The 19,933-nt window shown below is 65.0% G+C and carries 11 protein-coding genes; 3 read left to right on the top strand and 8 right to left on the bottom strand.

Features of this window, described 5'->3' with window-relative positions; genetic code table 11:
- Nucleotides 1-174: 174 nt before the first annotated feature.
- The 5 genes from lptB to def all read right to left on the bottom strand — a co-directional run bounded on the left by lptB (nt 175) and on the right by def (nt 7,381).
- A complete protein-coding gene (gene lptB / locus J8F10_RS25005) occupies nt 175-1,473 on the bottom strand; it encodes an LPS export ABC transporter ATP-binding protein (protein ID WP_210658579.1) in 1,299 nt (432 codons plus the stop codon).
- Nucleotides 1,474-1,643: 170 nt separating this feature from the next.
- Entirely contained in the window at nt 1,644-4,034 is a 2,391-nt protein-coding gene (locus J8F10_RS25000) for a hypothetical protein (protein WP_210658577.1), read from the bottom strand.
- A 97-nt stretch (nt 4,035-4,131) separates the two neighbouring features.
- Nucleotides 4,132-5,742, bottom strand: coding sequence for a transcription antitermination factor NusB (locus J8F10_RS24995; RefSeq protein WP_210658576.1), 1,611 nt, complete (start codon nt 5,740-5,742; stop codon nt 4,132-4,134).
- Nucleotides 5,739-6,743, bottom strand: coding sequence for a methionyl-tRNA formyltransferase (fmt, locus tag J8F10_RS24990; protein ID WP_210658574.1), 1,005 nt, complete (start codon nt 6,741-6,743; stop codon nt 5,739-5,741). The genes J8F10_RS24995 and fmt overlap by 4 nt, the downstream gene beginning before the upstream one ends.
- Nucleotides 6,744-6,826: 83 nt before the next feature.
- Nucleotides 6,827-7,381 (bottom strand): peptide deformylase, encoded by a 555-nt coding sequence (gene def, locus J8F10_RS24985; protein WP_210658573.1) that lies wholly within the window; start codon nt 7,379-7,381, stop codon nt 6,827-6,829.
- A 162-nt stretch (nt 7,382-7,543) separates the two neighbouring features.
- On the opposite strand from def, the gene J8F10_RS24980 reads away from it, so the two are divergent.
- Nucleotides 7,544-9,949 carry a CehA/McbA family metallohydrolase gene (locus tag J8F10_RS24980; protein WP_210658572.1) on the top strand — a complete coding sequence of 802 codons (2,406 nt, stop codon included), beginning with the start codon at nt 7,544-7,546 and terminating at the stop codon, nt 9,947-9,949.
- Between the two features lie 415 nt (nt 9,950-10,364).
- Here J8F10_RS24980 and J8F10_RS24975 read toward each other — a convergent pair whose 3' ends face one another.
- The 3 genes from J8F10_RS24975 to J8F10_RS24965 all read right to left on the bottom strand — a co-directional run bounded on the left by J8F10_RS24975 (nt 10,365) and on the right by J8F10_RS24965 (nt 16,542).
- On the bottom strand, nt 10,365-11,366 hold the full coding sequence (locus tag J8F10_RS24975; RefSeq protein ID WP_210658570.1) for a DUF1559 domain-containing protein: 1,002 nt from the start codon (nt 11,364-11,366) through the stop codon (nt 10,365-10,367).
- 424 nt (nt 11,367-11,790) lie between these two features.
- Nucleotides 11,791-13,902 (bottom strand): S8 family serine peptidase, encoded by a 2,112-nt coding sequence (locus J8F10_RS24970; RefSeq protein WP_210658568.1) that lies wholly within the window; start codon nt 13,900-13,902, stop codon nt 11,791-11,793.
- Between the two features lie 153 nt (nt 13,903-14,055).
- Nucleotides 14,056-16,542 (bottom strand): sigma-70 family RNA polymerase sigma factor, encoded by a 2,487-nt coding sequence (locus J8F10_RS24965; protein WP_210658567.1) that lies wholly within the window; start codon nt 16,540-16,542, stop codon nt 14,056-14,058.
- Between the two features lie 316 nt (nt 16,543-16,858).
- Here J8F10_RS24965 and J8F10_RS24960 point away from each other — a divergent pair, with 316 nt between their 5' ends.
- Entirely contained in the window at nt 16,859-18,319 is a 1,461-nt protein-coding gene (locus J8F10_RS24960; RefSeq protein ID WP_246523562.1) for an efflux RND transporter periplasmic adaptor subunit, read from the top strand.
- Complete coding sequence (locus J8F10_RS24955; RefSeq protein ID WP_210658565.1) at nt 18,316-19,902, top strand: DHA2 family efflux MFS transporter permease subunit; 1,587 nt, start codon at nt 18,316-18,318, stop codon at nt 19,900-19,902. Before J8F10_RS24960 ends, J8F10_RS24955 begins: the two co-directional genes overlap by 4 nt.
- The last annotated feature ends 31 nt before the right edge of the window (nt 19,903-19,933 follow it).

Genomic DNA, 19,933 nt, shown 5'->3' with positions numbered 1-19,933 from the left:
CGACGAAACACTGGCACCGACGCGCGAATCCAGAGGGAACGTTGAGTTGATAGCAGGTGGGCGGTGGGCCGTTTATGTAAGGTGATATTGTGATTGCAATTGCGATAATTTGCTAACATCCGGGTACTCCGAAAACGTTAGCAAATGCTAGCTGTTTTTTGCGATCGCTACAGGTTACCGACGCCGCTCGAGTTTGGCCCGGAGATGGGCTACTTGACGGAGGCGAGATTCGGTTGTGGCGTTCGGATCGTAATCGAGCGCGCCGGAGTCCTTCGCAACGAACTTCAACACTTCAAACGCGCGATTGCGCAGAACCGCGTCGCGGCGCTCCATCGCTTCGAGCAGCGCCGGGATTGCCGCGGCCCCGCGGGCAACGAGTTCCACCATTGAGGCTTTCAGGGTGCGATCGTCGGCCAGACCTTCGACCGCTCGGCGGATCTTTTCGAGCTCCAAAACCGCGGCCATCGGTCCACCGAGGGCCTGACCCACCGGCGGCGGCGTTGTGGTGGTCATGGGAGCAGAGAACGGCGAGGGCGGGGCCGCCGGGAACACCGACGGGGCCGTGAGAGTCGTGGTCGGCGCCGCGGACGGTGCGGGCGCTTCAACGGGCGCGACCGGCCGGCTCGCGGGCGGCGAGTAGCGAACGACGGGCGGGGCCGCGAGCGTCGACGTGGACGATTCCGATTTCTTCTTCGTGGCGCGGGCGTCGAAGTGGCGCGTGAAGCCGTCCTCCTCGAAACTGCGCCCGAGGTACGCATCGATCGCGACCGGGTCGTTGACCAATTCCATCGGCGTACCGCGGGTGACCACCTTGCCGGCCGTGATGAGGTACACGCGGTCCGCGGTGCGGAACACCTCGCGCACGTTGTGGTCGGTGATGAGGATGCCGATGCCCGAATCGGCCAGTTCGCGGATGTTCCGCCGGATGTCCTCGGTGGTGATCGGGTCGACCGCGGCGAACGGCTCGTCGAGCAGGATGAGCATCGGTTCGCACACGAGGCAGCGGGCGATCTCCAGTCGGCGCTTTTCGCCGCCCGAGCACCGGCCCGCGGTGGTCTTGCGCACCGGGTCCAATTTGAACCGGGTCAGCGCCTCGTTGGTGCGCTCCCACCGCTCGGCGCGGCTCAGTCGGCGCCCCAACTTGCGGCTCCGCGGGAGCGCTTCGAGGATCGCGAGCAGGTTGCCCTCGACCGAGAGCTTGCGGAACACGCTCGGTTCCTGCGACAGGTAGCCCATTCCCCGGCGCGCGCGCTGGTACATCGCGAGCGAGGTCACGTCCTCGTCGTTGAACGTCACCTTGCCGTCGTTCGGCTGGATCTGCCCGGTCGCCATGCGGAAACTGGTCGTCTTCCCGGCCCCGTTGGGGCCGAGCAGCCCGACCACCTCGCCCGCGTCCACGGAGAACGACACGCCGTTCACAACGGCCCGGTTGCCGTAATACTTGACCAGCCCCTCGACTTCCAACAGCGGCATTCGCGCGCTCCTCCCGCGGGGCGAATTGTGGGTCCGCACAACTCGCGCACCGGGCGGCAAGAAAGATTCGTGGAGGGGGGATTACCCGAACCGGGTGAAACACGCAAGCAGAAGTGAACCGGCGCGCCCCGGCCCCGGGCATTTTCCGAGCCCGGGCGCGCCGGCAGCAGTTACTTCGGTTCCGTGGCGAACCAGAATTTCACCCAGTATTCGCGGCTGTACTCGCCGGTTTGGTGCGTGAACGCGGTTGCGGGGAGCTTCTCGAACACGTCCCTCATCTGTTCGCGGGTGGCGCGCGCCCGGGGCGCGTCTTCCAGCTTCTCGTAAGCCTTGTACATCAGGCTGAGGATGATGAGTTCCTCGATCGTTCCCTTGTACCGGTCCCGGAGTGTCGCGCCCTCAAAGAGCAGGTTCCGCGCCTGTTCCTTATCCGACATCTGCTGGTAGCACTGGAGCACGCGCAGCGAGGCCTGGAGCCGCAACCACGCCTCGCGCTCGGTGAGTTTGCCGCCGCGGGATTGAGCGGCCTTGTCACAGTCCGCAACGATCTCCTTGAACTTGGTCACGGCTTCGGTTCGCAGCTTCAGCGCCTCCGCTGGGCCGAGTGTTGCCGCGCGTTGGAGGAGGCACACGCCGAGTAAGAGTTTGGCGAGCTGCGACTCCGGGCCGTCCTTGTAGAGCGCGAGTTGCGCGCGGAGCCGGGCCTCCGCGTCGACGAAATTCTTCTGTTGGATCAGGTCGTTTGCCAACTCGGTCAGCGCGCGCTCGTGGAACTCGCGCTCGTTCGGTTCGATGTTTTGTTGCTTGGCGATCTGCTCGAACAGCGCGCGCCCGATGGGAACCAGTCCCGGGTGCCGCGTGTCCACGAACTCCCGGGCGATCCGGTACCGGGTCGCGGTCGAGGCCGCGCCGGGAGTGGCCAGGATCTCCCGGAAGACCTTCCACACTTCGTCGGTTTGCTTGGCCGCGAGCATCGCGTTGGCCAGGTCCGTCAGCAGCGGGCCGAGGGCCGGTTCCGGAATACCCGGCAGTTTCGCCGCTTCTTTTAAGCGCGTCGCGGCGAGCGCGGGTTCGTCCGCTTGCCGGTACAGTGCGGCCGCCCGGCGGAACATTTCGAGTTTGCCGTCGGTCTTGGGCTGGAACTCGGCGAGCGCGGCGAACTCGTCGGCCGCGGCCTTGAGTTTCGGCTTCGCGCTCCCGTTGGTCTTCTTGAGCGCGGCGCCCCACGCGGCCAGCACGTCGGCGCGCCGCTCGCGCTCGCGCGGGACCGGTGCGACCGCGGCATACGTCTCCGCGGCCTTGAGCGCCGGCTCGAACGCGCCGTCCGCGAGGAGCGTCGTGACGGCCAACTCGAACGCGGCTTGCACGTCCGTCACGGGCACGAGTTCGCTCTTGTACTCGGCGGCGGACTTCACGCCCTTCACCGCGTCCGCGAGCAGCTCGACCGCGAGCTTGTGGCGCGCGGCGTCCGGGGAGTGGAGGTGCAGGTCCGCGAGCTGGACCGCGGCGGCGGCGGCTTCGGCCCCCGTTCCCCGGATGGCTTCCTCAAAATACTTGGTCGCGGAGTCCCGGTCGTTCGCGCGCAGCTTGCAGACCGCGAGGTCGTAGGCCGCGCCGGTGCGGTACAGGGCGGGTACGCCCTGGATGGTGCGGAGGGCTTCCAGTTCCTTTGCCGCGCCGAGGAAATCGCCGTCGGCCATGAGCGCCCGGGCCAGGCCCGCTTTCGCGGGCGCGAGCACCTCGGAGGGGGCGTCCCCGCCGACTTGCGCGAGCCACTTGCGCGCCGGCTCGTACTCGTGCAGTTCCAGGAAGATGGCGCCGAGCCGGAGCCGCGCGCGGGCCAGTGCCGCCGGCGGGGTCGAGGTTCCGGCGCTCACGAGGTACTGCGTGAGCGACGCTTTTGCGAGAGCGAAGTCCATCGGGCTTTTGCGCAGCGCGAGATCCGCTATCAGGCGCCGCGTTTCGCCCCCCTCTTCACCCGGCGGCGGGGCCGATAGGACCTGGATCAGCAGTGCGACGAGGTCGGCGTTGGGCGCCTCCGGGAGCCCGATGGCGGCGCGCACTTTCGCCGAGCGGAAGTCGAGTTTCGGTCGGTCGTTCGAGTCGCGGAGCTGTTCGGCGGTGACCAGCGCGAAGTGCTGTTGCGCGAGCGTCCAGTACCCGCGGGCTTCGTCCGCCGAGGGGGTGATCTCCGCGAGCCGCACGTACCCGCTACCGAGGTGGAACCTCGCTTGTGGGGCGTGCTCGGGGAACGTTTCCACGCTCTTAGCAACGTTGTTCAACTGCGACTTCAGATCGGTCGCGTCCGGCGTCAGTTTTTCGTAACTGGCCTTGAGCGCAGCAATATCTCGGGTAAATGCCGATGCCGGATCGTTCCGGCCGACCGGCAACCACCCCTGCCACGCGGACACGAACACACCGATGCCGAGCAGGAGCACGGGTAACTGCCACAGGTGCCGCGTCGGGTCGGTGGGGTGGGGGGCGGTTCGACCGTCCGCCGGCGCGGGGCCGGCGAAGGCACCACTGTGGGCGGTCGGGAGCGGGGCCGTGTCCGTGGCCATAAACGTGTCCCGGTTTGGAGCGCGAAAATCCGAACCGAGAGTAGAACGGGTGAGAGCGGCGCGAGTCAAGGCCAACTGCGCGCCCGTTGATAGGTGCTTATTTTGCTTTGCGGAGCCGCGCCCAGTACCCGCCATCGGACGGGCGCCCCGGCGCCGACGAGTGCTCCGCTTCGAGCGACAGGCTCCGCATTCCGCGGCACACGGCTTTCACGACGCCCTCGTTTTCGTCCGGCTCGATGCTGCAGGTGGAATACACCACCGCGCCGCCCGGTTTGACGCGCTCGGCCGCGAGAATGAGCAGCCGCGTTTGCAAGCGAATGAGGTGCTCGAACTCGTTCGGCTTCAGCCGCCACCGCACTTCCGGCCTTCTGCCGAGCACGCCCGTGTTGCTACACGGGACATCGACCAGCGCCGCATCGAACGGTCCCGGGGGCAGTTCGCCGTCTTCGTTGAGTAGAACCGTTTCCACGTCCTTCATCTGGAGCCGTTGGCACAGCGTGGTCACGGTTTCGAGGCGCTTCGCCTCAATGTCGCATGCGGTGACGTGTCCCCGATTGTCCATCAACTCCGTGAGGTGCGTCGTCTTGCCGCCGGGCGCAGCGCACGCATCGAGAACGCGCATCCCGGGCTCCACCCCGAGCGCGGACGCGACCAGCATCGACGAGTGATCCTGCACCGCGAAATCGCCGGCGGCGTAACCGGGGAGATCGCGGATCGAATGGTGTTCGGCGAACCGGAGCGATTGTGGGTGCGCCCCCGGCTCCGCTTCGATCATCTGCCCGGCGAGCTGAGCGCGGTACGATTCGCGGCTCGCGTTCTGCTTGTTCACACGAATCCACAGTGGCGGTGGCGCGTTGAACCAGAAACCGAGCCGCGTGCATTCGGCCGGGCCGTAACGCTCGACCCACCGGTTCGCGAGCCACTGCGGGAACGAGAACGCCGCAGCGAAGTACCCCGTGGGATCGGCGACGGGATCGGGAAGAACGGGGCGCGCGAGCCGGCGGTAAGAACCTTTCCCACCGGTGACTGCACTCGAAGAACCTACCCCCCCGTCCCCCCTCACTTCTGGTGAGGGAGAACCCCCCGCGGGTTCCCCCTGCAACCCCCTCCTGCTAGGGAAGAGGGAGAACGAACTGTCGGATACCGTCTCCAGCATAGCGGTCGCGCGCGCCTGCTCCCCCTTCCCTTCAGGGAGGGGGGACGGGGGTGTAGGTTGTCTTTGTTCCTCCCCCTCCCCTGAAGGGAAGGGGGACGGGGGGGGAGGTTCCCACGCGAACGCCACCGCGTCCGCGCCCGGCTTGTCCGTGAAGTCTTCCGTCACCAGTTCTGACACGCGACGCAGCACGCCGTTGACGAAACCCTTGGCCTTCAGCGCCCCGACGTAGGGGGCGAGTTCGACCGTTTCGTTCACGGCCGCGTGCTTGGGGACGTGCGTGAGGAACGTGAGTTGAAACGCCCCGAGGCGCAGCAAGTCCCACACGCGCGGCTGGACCGCGTGGAACGGGAGGTGGATGAACGGTTTCAGAATCGCGTCGAGCGTGCCCGCGCGCCGGGTGACACCGAACACCAGTTGCGTGACGAAGCGGCGGTCCTGGGCCGTAAGGCTCACTTTGCTGAGTGCGTCGTCGATGAGTTCGGCCGCGAACCCGTCGCGCGAGCGCGAGCGGTTCAGCACGTCGGCCGCGACTTGCCGGGCGGTAATCGTCATACCAGCACTTCCGGGCCGAACCGCATGCCCTCAACGATAGGGTACCCGCGCAAGAATTCCTCTGCTGTCATCTTCTTCTTTCCCGCCGGCTGAAGTTCGTGAACTTCCAACACTGAGCGCTCTGCGGAATTCACTTCCCCTCCAACGACGAAGAGGGATTGTGGGAACTTCGCATCCACGAACGATCGGCCGGCGGGTGCTTCCGGGGCGTAACGTACAGGAAATTCGTTTGCCGCGATGACGATCACCCGCATCGGTTCCTTGCCGGGCCGGTGCAAGAACGTGTACGCCGTTGGCCACGGCTGCATCGCGCGGACGTGGCGCTCGATGCCGGCCGCGGGCTTCGTCCAGTCGATCAACCCGAACTCCTTCTTGATCTTCGGGGCCTTCGTCACCAGTGCCGGGTCTTGCTTCACGCCTTCCACCGGCCCACCGGCCGCGTATTTGTGCGTGGCTTCGACGGCCATTTGTGCGCCGAGTATCGAAAGTCGCGCTTCGAGGCTGCCCGTGGTGTCGGTCGGGAGGATGTCGAGCGATTCCTGAAGGATCATGTCGCCGGAGTCGAGGCCGGGCGTCACTTTGATAATGGTCACTCCGGTTTGCGGCTCGCCGCTGAGAATCGCATACGCGACCGGCGCCGCGCCGCGGTACTTCGGCAGTAGTGAGGCGTGAACGTTGATCGTGCCGCGCGTGGGTACAGTCAGCACATCGCGTGAGAGAATCTGACCGTATGCCGCGACGACGAGCAGGTCGGGTTGCGTTCCGCGGAGCAGTTCCAAGCCCTCGGGCGTGTTGATGCTCTCGGGCTGCGCCACGGGAATGTTCGCAGCGCGCGCAATATTCGCCATGCCCTTACCGGTCTGGCGCGTGCTCCCGCGCTTGTTGCCGGCGTCGCGCTCGGGCTGCGTCACCAACCCCACGACGTCACCACCGAACGCCGCGATCAGCGCCTCGAACGTCGGCTCCGCGAACGTCCCCGTTCCCATCATCACTATTCGCATGCAGCACTCCGCGCGCCCCCGCCCTTGTGGGCGGGTGATTCACACTCGACAGAGCCCACCGCCCTTGTGGGCGGGGTTCACCGTTACATCTTTGGTTCCAGGTCCGGCGGTAGGTCGCCCTTCTTCTTGTCCTTCTCGAAGTCCGAAACGAACTTCTCCAGGTCGCGCTGGCTGCGCGAGAGCCCGAGCGAGCCCATTTTGTCGATGAACAGCGTACCCTGAAGGTGGTCGATCTCGTGCTGCCACACGCGCGCCGCGAGGTCGTGGCACACCATCTCGAACTTCTCGCCCTTCAGGTTGTACGCCGCCACGTGTACGGTCTTCGCCCGGCGCACGTTCTGGTACAGCCCCGGGAAACTCAAACACCCCTCGCGGTCGTTCACCGTGCCGCCTTTAGCTTCCAGGATCACCGGATTGATGGCGACCACTTCTTGGTCGGGGCGGTCCGCTTCGCCCGCAAAGTTCATCACGATCATCTGGTAATCGAGCGTGACTTGCGGCGCGGCGAGGCCCAGCCCCTCGCTTCTGTACATCAGTTCCAGCATCTCGGCGGCGGCCTTCTGCACGTCCGCGTCGATGGCGGTAACGGGCCGCGCTTTCACACGGAGCGCCGGGTGCGGGTATCTCGCGATCTTCATTTCACTTCTGCCCAAAGCCTCGGTGCGGGAATGGTAGGTCGATTATAGCAGGCCCGACAGAATTTAGTTGTGGTGCGCGCCCGCACCCGGTGCGGAAAACCGTGGACATCGCCCGGCCGGCGCGGTGTCATGGGCGCCGGTCCCACCCTGAAGGAGCTCCCCATGCCCCGCCTCTTCCTCGCGCTCGGCGCGATAATCGCTCTCGCGAGCGCCGCACGCGCCGCGGACGTTCCCGTGATCCCCGACGTCGAGGGGCAACCGCTCGCGGCGAACGCGGAGCGGCTCGTGAAGGCCCTCGACTTCCTCGGCACCCCGCTCCCCGAAGAAGCCGGCAAGCAACTGGCGAAAGCCATCGAAGACAAGGACGCGAAGAAGGTCCAGGAGGTTCTCGACAAGCGGGTGCTGTTCGCGGTCACGATCAACCCGGAAGCGCGCCTCAAGGTCGCGAAGGGGCCGGGGGACACCATACTTCAGCAGGCCGGGTGGACGCCGGTGCTCGTGAAAGTCATGAACGACAGCACCGTGAAGAAACAGTTGCGCGTCATGAGCGCCCAGGCCGGACCGGTGTACAGCGGCCCGGGCCAGAACGCCAAAAACTCGAAAGACGACCCGAAAATCGTCGAGCGGTTTCTCGGCGCCGAGATATTCAGCGCCCCGCCGATGACCGACACGCTCAGCGGGCTCAAGGTCGAGTACGCGATCGTGCTCCTCTACTCGTCGGAGAGCGGCCGGCGCGAAGCGACCATCGGGTTCGACATCGGGCAGGGCAACCAGGATCTCGGGTTCCGTGGGGAAACGCCGGTGCTGTTCGAGGTGAAACCGGCGGTCGCGGTGAAGGTGAAAGTGACGGACTTCGACGGCAAACCCACGACCGGGCGGTTCCTCATCACGGACGCGAGCGGCCACATCTACCCGCCCCAGGCCAAGCGCCTCGCCCCGGACCTCTTCTTCCAGCGGCAAGTTTACCGGCACGACGGCGGAACGATCTTGCTCCCGCCGGGCAAGTTCCTCGTGCAGTACGGGCGCGGGCCGGAATACGCACTGAAGACGCAAGAGCTGACCGTTCCGTTCGACGGTAAAGGGCTCACGTTCGCCGCGAAGCTCGAACGGTGGATCAACCCGGCCGATTTCGGGTTTTTCAGTGGCGATCACCACATCCACGCGGCCGGCTGCGCCCACTACACGAACCCCACCGAGGGCGTGCTCCCCGAAGACATGTTCCTGCACGTCAAAGGTGAGGGGCTGAACGTCGGCTGCTGCCTGACCTGGGGACCGTGTTACGACTACCAGCGCAAGTTCTTCGAGGCGAAGCCGTGGCAAAAGAGTGAGCCGTTCACCATCCTCAAATACGACGTCGAAGTGAGCGGCTTCGGCTCGCAAGCGCTCGGCCACGTCTGCTTGCTGAACCTGCGCGACCAAACGTACCCCGGTTCCGACGGCACCAAACTCAAGGGCTGGCCGACGTGGACGACTCCGCTGATGAAGTGGGCAAAGGACCAGGGCGCTGTGACCGGGTACGCGCATTCCGCGAACGGCCTGGGCGTGAACCCGAAGGAGGCCGCGAAGCGGCTGCTTGACGCGCTCGACACCAACAAGGACGGGTCTGTCAGCCCCGACGAGGCGAGGGCCGGCAAACTGCCGCTCCCGGAGCCGTTTGCCACCATCGACACGAACAGCGACGGCGCTCTCAGTGCGGCCGAATTGCTCAAGAGCACTGAGAAAACGGCCAATACGCTACCGAACCTGAATGTCCCGGAAATGAACGGCATCGGCGCGCAGGAAATCTGCGTCACCACCGCGATGGGTGTGTGCGATTTCATCTCCGCGATGGACACCGCACGCACGCCGGAATGGAACTGCTGGTACCACATCATGAACTGCGGGTTCCCGCTGAAGGCGAGCGGCGAAACCGACTTCCCGTGCATTTCCGGGAGCCGCGTCGGGCAGGGCCGCGTGTACGTGCAGCTCGGCAAGAAGACGGACATGGTCGACTACGGCGCGTGGTGCAAGGGCATCGCGCAGGGGCGCTCTTACGTCTCCGATGGCTACGCCCACGCCCTCGAATTCGCGGTGAACGGCACCTCGGCCGGGTTCGGCGACGTGAAACTCGACGCGGCCGGCACGGTGAAGGTGGCCGCGAAGGTCGCGTTCGCGAAGGACGTCTCGCTCGGCACCGCGCCCGGTGCGCAAGCCCCCACCGGGCCGTCGCGGAAGCTCGAACTCGTGGTGAACGGAAAAGTGGTGCAGTCGAAGGACATCCCGGCCGACGACAAAACGCACGACGTGAGCTTCGATGTGAGCATCGACAAAAGCTCGTGGGTGGCGATCCGGCACTTCCCGCAAATGCACACGAACCCGGTGAACGTGATCGTAGCCGGCAAGCCGATCCGTGCCAGCAAAGCGAGCGCGAAGTGGTGCGTCGGCGTGATCGAACAGTTGTGGCTCGTTCGCGGACCCGGGATCAAGGAAAGCGAACGCGCCGAAGCCGAGAAGACGTTCAAGAAGGCGCTGGAAATGTACAAGAAGATCGCGGAGGAATCCGCGGACGATTTGAGGAAAGTGGACTGAGGATAGAGAACAGGAAGCAGAGCCGCGGATAACGCAGATCACGCGGATCAAAACCACGAATAAAGATCAAAAGACGGACGTGTTGTTTTGTAGCCCCTACCGGGGCTTAAAACCAGCACACGTCTGATCTCTGTTTTCTAATCCCTATTCATGGTTCTGATCCGCGTGATCTGCGTTATCCGCGGCTCTCCAAACTCTCTACCGCGGCGGCGGCTTCTTACCCGCATCTTTCCACATGCGATCCCAGTTCGCGCGGTCGATCTCGTCGGCCGACTTGAAAGTTTCCATGAACTTCTCGGGGGGCGCTGCCGGTGGTTGCGTTTCTCCCATAACGTTGTTCACCGTCCACCAAGCAGAGAAGGCGCCCGCGATCAGGATCGCCCCGACCGCACTTCGCCGCCCCAACGACCAAGGGTTAGTAGTTTCCACTGACCACCTCCCCGCCGTCGCGTGTGGCCAGCGCGCGGAACGTCGCCCCGGACGCATTGACGTTCACCGGCCCCCGACTCGGGGCCGCGGTCCCGGCCGGGTACTGGTGCCCGGGGGAGGCATCGGCGTTAATCCGATCTGTGATGAACCGCACCGACCCGTCCGCGAGCGTGAAATTGCACCCGCCGGTGTGCCCGGAGCGGAAGGCGTGGAAGTAGCTCCCCCAGAACACCCCGGTGCCGTTGGTAACGTGTGTGTTCAGCTTGTTGCCCGCCAGGGTCGCCAACGTCGCGTAGGTGTCGGTCCACGTGGGCGGGTAAATGTGCGCGGTGGGCGCGCCCGTAGTCTCGTCGCGAACGATGCCCCACTTTTCGCCAAACGCTAGGGTGTTTGACGTGCCGTCTGTGATACTCGACAGACTGATTACCTGACCGCCACTGCGGTAGCCGCACGACGCCGAGAAATCGAAGATCCCGTCAAAATACAGCCTGTCCTTCGGGTAGTACACGCAGTAGTACGCGGCCGGGTCGGTCCCGGCACAGTTCCAGGCCCACCCGTAGTTAATCGAACCCGAATTGATGCCATACGACAGGTACGTCGCCGCGGCCCCGGCCGGGGGCGTGTCGGACGGGCAGAGGTACATCGCGATCGATTTCGTGCGGATCTCCGTGTTGGTCTCGTAGTTCGGCTGCTCGATGTACGGCAGCAAAAGCATGAACGGGTTCCGCCCGGCCGGGCACCCGCCGGCCGTGGCCGGGGCCGGGCTGAACTTGCGGAAGTGGGGCAGCGCGCCCTGTTGGTCGTGGAAGTTGTGGAGCGCGACACCGAGTTGCTTCAGGTTGTTCTGACACTTCATCCGCGCCGCGGCGTCGCGGACCTTCTGGACCGCGGGCAGGATTAGTCCAATGAGGATCGCAATAATGGCGATCACGACGAGCAGTTCGATCAGTGTAAAGGCGCGACGGGGCGGGGCCGATGTTCGGCGCATGGCAACACTCTCCGGTAGGGGATCGGTTATCGGACCAGGAGATGCGTTGCGAACGTGGCTTGCTCGTGTGGAGCGTAGCTGCGGGTGCGGAGCAATCTCGTAGCAAGTTGTTGAGATTTAATCTCAACACTTCGAGGGTGATGATATGTGTCACTCAGCGCATTGCAAGGCAAAAAAGCACGGGCTGAGTACGAATTCTCAAGGGCGCAAATGCGTGATTCACAAGGGAATATCGAGAGGCGGCTCTGGAACACTGCGCCCCCGGGTCAACACTCCGATCCGTGACTCGGCAACTCGACAATGCGAACGTGTGGTAGCGCCGGCCCGGGTGGGCGACACGAAACTTCAGCGGGAAGCACGACGGTCGGGGCAGCCCCGTACCCTTTGGGCACAGGGCTGCCGTAAAACGCACGAACCCGGTCCGCTACTTCTTCCCTTTGATCACTTTCCGCGTGCCCGGTTTGCCGTTCTTGTGCGGCTTGGCTTCGCCGGCTCGGGGCGTGCTGACCGAGTGCGGGGCGGAGCGCGCGGGTGGTAGGAACAGTTGCACCCCAATTTGTTCGAGAGTGCCGGAGTCCTGAGCGGCCCGGTCCTCGACGCGCACCGTCCATTTTCCGTTACACTTCGCCCCGCGGTACGCGCGCAGCGCGGGGGTGTTCGACTCGTCGTACAGCATGTCGATGTCGTCACGCGATCCCCCGGCGCGGTTGTGCAACACGACGGGTGCCAGATCGCTCGCGGGTGGCGGTACGACGGTGACGACCAGATCCCCGATGTACGTGTGCCGGAGCCGCACGGAAACCGCGACCTTTTCCGCGAGCGCCGTTTCGCCCGCGGTCACGCTCCCCTCGACGGTGCCCAGGTCCGGGATCGGCTCGTTGAGGAGCATGTTCAGGATCACGACCCGGCCGATGTTTTCACGGGCGAGGCGGACGGCCGTTTCCGCGTTGAGCCGACCGTACCCGTAGAAGTCGCTGTGCCCGTTCGCGTCGTAGTTCCCTCCGGCCGGGTCGATCTTGTCGCACGCGCGGCTGAACAGTTCCTTTACCTCGTTCCACCGCAGTTCCGGGTTGGCAGCGAGCACCAGCGCGGCCACGCCCGCGGCACCGGGGCACGAACTGGACGTGCCGCCGAAATCGTTGGCGAATCTCCCCGCCGCGTCGCCGAACTGAGTGTTGCCGGGGTTGTACCCGAACCGACCGACCCGGTCGGTGGTCCAGATGCCCGTCGTCAGTGGGTCCGGGTGCGAGAACGGCTGGTGGCCGAAGTCGCTGCTCGGGAACGCGCACCAAACGGCCGTGCCGAAGTCGCTGTACACGCTCCGCTTCGACCGGTCGTTGCACGCGGCGACCGCGATCACGTTCTCGTAACTGGCGTACCCATCAATGTCCACCGATTCGTTGCCGTTGCCCGCGGCGAACAGGACCACGCACCCCCGCCCCCCGCGCCCATTTGTTACGGCGTAGTCGATGGCGTCCTTTGAACTCGCCGGCAGTCGGAACGGGGTGGTGTGAAGCGGATCGGCGGCGTTAAACCACTCGCCGTCTTCCGGTCCCCAACTGCACGAAATTACGTCGGCCCCGTTGTCCGCGGCCCAGCGGAACGCTTTGGCCTCGCGCATTGATCCCAACCCGTCGGCCAACCGGATCGGCATGAGCCGGGCTTGCGGCGCGACCCCCGACGCGCCCTCAGTACCGTTGGCCGTTGCCACCCCCGCGCACGCGGTCCCGTGGTTGTCGCCGCGCGACCGGCTGGGGATGGTGTCCTTCGGGCGCGGGTCGCTCGTTTCGAGCGTCGCGTCGCGCGGGGCCACGATCTTCCCCGTTCCCGCGAATTCCGGGTGGTCGATGTCCACCCCGTCGTCGATCACCGCGATCGTGACGCCGGCCCCGCGGGTAATGGCGTGCGCGGCTTCGACGTTGGCGTGGGCGTTGACCGCGACGCTGTCCACCGTGGTTGCCTTCAGGTGCCACTGTTGCGGGAAGATCTGTTTGCGCCGGCGGCGCTGGATCAGTTCCGGGTGACAGTAGATCACGTCGGGCCGGTTGAGAAGGGTTTGGGCGATCTCGAACACTTTTTGACCGGTCCCCTCGGGCGCGGCGACGGAGTACGCATTCGTGGCGAAGTCGAGTTGCTCCTTCACGGTCAACCCGGCGCTGCGGATTATGGCCTCGCAGTCGTCCGGGTCCACGTCCTCGCGGAACCGGATATAGAGGTTCTCGGTGTACAGCACCGGTTCACCGGTATCCGGATGGACCAGCACGGAGCCGGCGAACTGAACGTCCGGGGCGGCGCGCAGCGTGCGCTTCCGCTCGTCCACGGAGCGCGCGCGGGTCGGCACGCGGTACACCTCGACCCCCGCGTCCGGGAAGCTCGTGACGAGTGTCCCGTCGGCCACTTCCGCGGTCGCGGGGAGGGGAACCGGCCCGACGCCCGTCACCGAGCGCCGGCTCCGCGTGCGCACGGCGATCAGATCGGGGCTTTCGACGAGGTCGAAACCGGCTTCGTTCTTCGTTCCGAAGTTGACGTGTGGCACGGGCGTACTCCTGACCAGGAAGGGCTAATGGTCGGACACTCGCTGGTCAGATTTTGTGCGATGTGCGGGAGCCGTGCAAGGTGCTGCGATCAGATTTGTGGCGAAGCTTCGCGCTTGCGCGGCGGGACGAAACTTCACCACAATCGTCGCGCTCTAGGGGCGCGGAGCCTTCGTGACCTCGGTGAGAAGAGCGTCGGTCGCGGCGGTACTCAGCTTTGCCGCGGCGAGCTTGCGCAACTCTTTCAGCCCCTCTTCGCTTCGGCCGTGAGCGTTCGCCGCCGGTCGGTACAGCCCCCGCAGTTGCAGCACGAGTGTGTTGCGCCGCTGGACCAGATCGCGGACAAATTTCGCCTCCCGGCGTGCTTCCATTTGGACCGCTTGTTGAGTACGTATCCGAGCCGCTTCGACCGGATCGTTTTCAAGTTCGCCGCCAATTCGGTTCACAGCGGGTAGTTCCGGGGCCTCGGCCGGCAACTCTTGAGCGAGTGCTTCGGCGAACCCGGTGAGCAGTACGTCCGCAGCGAGCCGCCGGCGCTCCTCGAACGTCTTGAGCGTGTTGTCACACTCCGCGGCGCTGGCGAGGTAGCTGTACATGGTGCCGCGTGCGACGGGATCGCGGCTCTGTTCGAGCACTTTGCGGCCGTATTCGCGGACCCGCGCGATTTGTTTGTCGATCCGACTTTGTGCTGCGATGTGGGCCACCTGGAAGTAGATGTATCCGCGGTCGTCCTGTCCGGGGTACTTCTTTGCCCACTCGTCCGCGGTCCGCTCCAGTTCGGCGAACTTTTCCTCGGACCCGTGCCGGAACGCCGTGTCCCACCGCGCGAGTTCGGCCTGTAAGTTGGGTTCCGGGTCGGGTACCCGGCCGAGTTTCTTCGGCGGGTCAGCAACTTTCTTTTGCTTCTCGACCACGAGCACCCGGACCTTCCGCTTTTCGAGTTTGAGCGTCAGCCCGGTCTGGTCGGCCACGTTCTTCAGGACTTGTGCGGGGGCGGCGTCTTCAGCCCGCGTTTTGGGCGTAATCGGGTAACGAAGGTGGTGCCGAATTGTGACCCACACCGAAGCGGATTTCAGGTTCGACTCGTCGATGACCGGTAGCCCCAGAAACTGTGCCAGTTGCGAGGGTAATCGTTTGGTATCGGTGTAGAAGCCGCCCGCGTGTTCCTCGCGGGCCTTCGCGTAGAAATGCACGACTGCTGCGTCGTCGTGAGGTCGGGTCGGGTCGGCGGCCGGGGACACCAGCGTGTGCTTCCCGCTGATCCGCACCACTTCGGTTTCGACTTCCGCGAACTCTAAACGCAGGTCGGTGCCGTATTTCGCTTTCAATTCGTCGCGAAGTGCCGGGATCAGCTTGTCGAGTGCCGCGTTTTTCTGAAGCACGACGTCCGCATCGAGTACCACGGACTCCAGCAGGTGGTCCCGGTCCAGCACGTTCGCCATGTCGACGCGCAACGGGTATTCGAGGAAGAGCGCGAGCGCTGCGCCGGACGATTGGCGGTCGGTGAATGCGTTCGCCGATACGGGCGTACCTCCGTTCGTGTAGACCGCCATCAGGCGCGTTTCGGACGGGGGAGGGGGTTGAATCCCTTTCACCGCCTCGAACTTCGTGTACAACCGGTCGCGTTCCTCCGGGAACGGCGCGCGAACGAGTTTCAGCACCGCGCCCTCTTTGAGCGCGTACTCGGAGGGAGCCGGGGCTTTCTTTTCTTTGTCACCCGGTGGTTCCACTTTGGATCGAGCGGGTGCTTCAGGGAGCGCGCCGTGGTCACGGTCCTGGAAGGAGCCGGCGGACAACCCGATTCCGCCCGCGGCCAGAGCCACGGTCAGAACCAACCCGGCGAGCGCGGTCACTTTCTTGACAGACATCGTGGTAACTCCCTCAATCAAGGCGGCAACTGCGGGCGGAATGACATCCGTGCTCGTACCCGCGGTCACAAGTAAACCGGCGATCCGAACAGTCGATGCTCCCAGGGCAGGCGGCACGGCGGTCTCGAACAGGGCACCGGTCGTGAGTACGGCCGCGGGCACGATCCCGCGGCGGGTGAGTCGCTCTTGAAGGATTCGGCGCGCCCGGGCCAATCGGCTGGACACTGTGCCTTCGGTACACGACAGTTCGACCGCAGCTTCCGGGCGCGTCCGGCCTTCGAGACAGCACAGCACGAAGGTGCCGCGGAACGGTTCCGGTACGCGCGCAAGCTCTTCGTCGAGCGCGCCTCGGAGTTCCGCCAGAGATGCAGTAGATAGAGGCGCTTCTATTGATTCGCGCGGGCCGACTCCGACAGCAATTTGTTCGTGCTTGGTGCGCCGCAGGCGGCTCTTCCGGGCGTTCAGTGCGGCCCGGCGCGCGACCCCGTGGAGCCAACTGGCCACAGACGCGGTGTTGCGAATGCTCCCCGCCTTCAGCGCCAGAAACAAAAACGTCGCTTGGAACGCATCTTCGGCGTCCGGTCCCGCGGTCAGGATTCGGCGACACACCCCGAAAACCATCGGGCCGTGCCGCCGGACGAGTTCCGCGAACGCGCTTTCATCTCGAACGCCGGCGAAGCGCTGCACGAGTTGCTCGTCGGGAACGACGGAAAGGCTTTGGGCACCCGACCGGGTCAGCAAATCAATGGCCGTTGCCAATCGCGGATGTGCCATGATTCGCGTTCTCCCGTGCCGATCTTCGGCGGAACGACCCACCCGATATCTAGTGTCCCACGGGGGCCGAACCCGTCCCAGTATTTTGCCCTGTATTGCTCCCACGCTTAGATAAGCGGGCCGCGTTGGAACTACTCGCACTGCGCCCGTGCCCCACGAACCCAGGTGTCGGGATCGTGCCGCCCGGGTAAGTTACCCGCGTCGATCCGAAAAAATTCTGATGGCGGTCGGCGCACGAGTTGCAATACGGCGTCAAAACCGATGGCAGGTACGGACGTTCCCAACGCTGCGATTGGCCCACACACATGAGGACCCCATGAGCACGAGTGCGAGTCCCGCACCGGAACAACCGGGCACGCAGAAGGCTCCCGCGCCCCCGCGCCACGGAAAGCGATGGATCATCGGGGCCATGGTTCTGGTCGTGTTGGTAGCGGGGGCGGTGTTCGCCGTTCCCACAATCGAAACGGCGCTGAACACGGTTTCGACCGACGATGCGTATGTGAACGGGCACGTCACGTTCGTGGCGCCGCGGGTGTCGGGCCAGGTTCAGCGGGTGCTCGTGGACGACAACGCGCGCGTCAAGGCGGGTGACCTGCTGATCGAACTGGACCCCGAACCGTATCAGGTTCAGGTCAACATTAAGCGCGCGGCTCTCACCGCGGCGGAAGCGGACAAGCGGGCATCGGAGTCCGAAGTCCGCGGGATGCTCGCGCAGCTCCGGAGCCAGCGGTGGAAGCTCCAGACAACAATGGAGCAGGTTGACAACCAAATTGCCCTTCTGAACGCCCGCGTGTCAGCGCTCCGCAGTAAAGAGGCGATCCAGGTGCGCGCGAAGTCCGACCTCGCGCGGGTCAAAGAGACATTCGATAAGGGGGCCGGGAGCAAGCAGGAGTACGACGCCGCTGTCGAGTCCTTCGGCGTCGCGGAGGCACAAGTCAAGCAAGCGACCCAGGAGGTGTACGAGGCCCGCGTGACTCTCGGCCTCGAACCGCAACCCGCGAAGGGAGCACTCACTGACGTCCCGGTCGACCTGAACCAGACGTTCTCGACCGTGCGCCAGGCGGTCGCGGATTTGATCCGCATCGCCGCTCAGGTGGGGTTACCGCTCTCCAAGTCCGAAGCTACCCCAAAGCAGGTGCTCGACGAGTTCCGCGCACGCGACGCGCAGCGAGACGTGGACCGTATCTTCACGGCGCTGGTCCCGGAAGCCCCCGCGGTGAAGCAGTCGGAAGCCAAATTGCTCCAGGCGCGCCGTGATCTCGATCAGGCCGAACTCAACCTGCGTTATTGCCGAGTGGTGGCCGAGATCGACGGCGTGGTGACGCGCCGAAACGTGAACCCCGGCAACAACGTGCAAGCCGGTCAGCAGGTGATGGCGGTCCGATCTTTGACCGAAATCTGGATCGACGCCAACTTCAAGGAAACGCAACTCACTCAACTCAAGATCGGTCAGCGGGTGGAAGTCTTCGCGGACATATACGGGAACCGTCACGTGTTCCACGGGCGCATCACCGGGTTCACTCACGGGACCGGTTCGACGCTGGCCCTTCTCCCCGCGCAGAACGCGACCGGGAACTTCGTCAAAGTCGTTCAGCGGCTCCCGGTCCGGGTCGAATTGGAAGACTACGACCCCGAAGCCGACACGCTGTACGCGGGGCTATCGGTGACGCCCTACGTGTACTTCAAAGAAGCCCCGACGGGACCGAACGCCGGGCGCAGGCTCCAGGATTTCGCCCGTCCGGGCGCGCCGACCGCACCGACCGGGGGTAAGCCATGAGTGGCCCCGCGCGGAGTCCCAATCACTGGTTGATCGCGGTCGCCGTTGTGATCCCGACCTTCATGGAGGTTCTGGACACCACCATCGCCAACGTCGCGCTGCGGTACATGGCCGGGAGCCTCTCGGCCGCCGAAGTCGATAGCGAATGGGTGATTACCAGTTATCTCGCCGCGAACGCGATCGTGCTCCCGATGTCCGGGTGGCTCCTCACGCGGCTCGGGCGCCGGAACTATTTCCTCTTCTCGGTCGCGGGGTTCACGTTTAGCTCCCTGTTGTGCGGGTTGGCAACGAGCCTCGATCAACTGATATTGTTCCGCGTCCTCCAGGGGCTGTTCGGCGGCGGGCTTCAACCGTGTACGCAGGGCATCCTGCTCGACACGTTCCCCAAAGAAAAACAGGGGCAGGGACTGACTGTGTTCGCGCTGGCCGCGCTGGTCGCGCCCGTCATCGGCCCGACGCTCGGGGGGTACATCACCGATAACTACTCCTGGCGCTGGATCTTCTTCATCAACGTCCCGATCGGATTACTCGCCCTGGCCGCGTGTTACGCACTGATCGAAGACCCGCCGTACCTGGTGGCGGCGCGGGCCGCGGGGCGGAACAGCCCGATCGGGTTCGACACGATCGGACTGGGGCTGTTGGTGATCGTGATGGTGACCTGGGAAGTGGTGCTGAGCAAGGGGCAGGAGTGGGACTGGTTCGGTGACCCGTTCTACCGCGTCCAGACGCTGTCGGCCCTGTTCGTCGCGTGCCTCGTGGGGTTGGTCGTCTGGGAACTCCGGCGCCCGGCGCCGCTCGTGGACTTCCGGCCGCTCGCCGATCGCAATTTTGCGGTCGGGGCGATCGCGATCGCGTGCGCGTTTGCCGTTCTGTACGGCCAAACGGTTTCGCTCCCCGGAATGCTCCAAACGCTATTCGGGTACGACGCCACGCACTCCGGGTTGGTGCTGTCGCCCGCGGGGATCTGCGCGGTACTGCTCCTGCCGATCGTGGCGTTCCTCCTGGGTTGGGGCGTTGACGCGCGGTGGCTCGTGGTAGCCGGTCTAGCACTCATGGCGATCGGGAATTACTGGCTGAGTCAGATGAATTTGGACATCGGCCCGTGGGACGTCGTGTGGCCGCGTGTGGTGACGATCGCGGGGCTTTCGCTACTGATTACCCCACTGAACGTGGCCGTGTACCAGAAGGTCCCGCTCCACCTGCGCGGGGCCGCGGTCGGGTTGTTCAGCCTGCTCCGCAACGAGGGCGGGAGCGTCGGCACCTCGGTCGCGCAAACGATTCGGGAGCGGCGGGAACAGTTCCACTTGCTGCGGTTGAATGAGTATTTGGACCCACTGAACCCGACGCTACAGGAATACCTTGCCGGGATTCAAGCGACCCTCTCCCCGCTCACCGGCGATCCGGTTGCGACGAAAGCCATGAGCGCCCAGGTCCTCGACAATTTGCGCCAACAACAGGCGCTATCGCTGGCGTACTTCGACGTCTTTTGGGTGTTCGCCGTGCTTGCCGTCGGGCTGATCCTCCTCGCGCTGTTGATGCGCCGGTCGGTCGCCGAAAAGGGCGCGCACCTCGCGGCGGAGTGAGTGGGTTGTGTTGTTGAGAGCGTTCCCAGGG

Origin of the sequence: Gemmata palustris, assembly GCF_017939745.1 — a bacterium.
GTDB lineage: Bacteria > Planctomycetota > Planctomycetia > Gemmatales > Gemmataceae > Gemmata > Gemmata palustris.
Note: the sequence above shows the minus strand (reverse complement) of the source record. Positions and strands in the feature narration are given on the sequence as shown.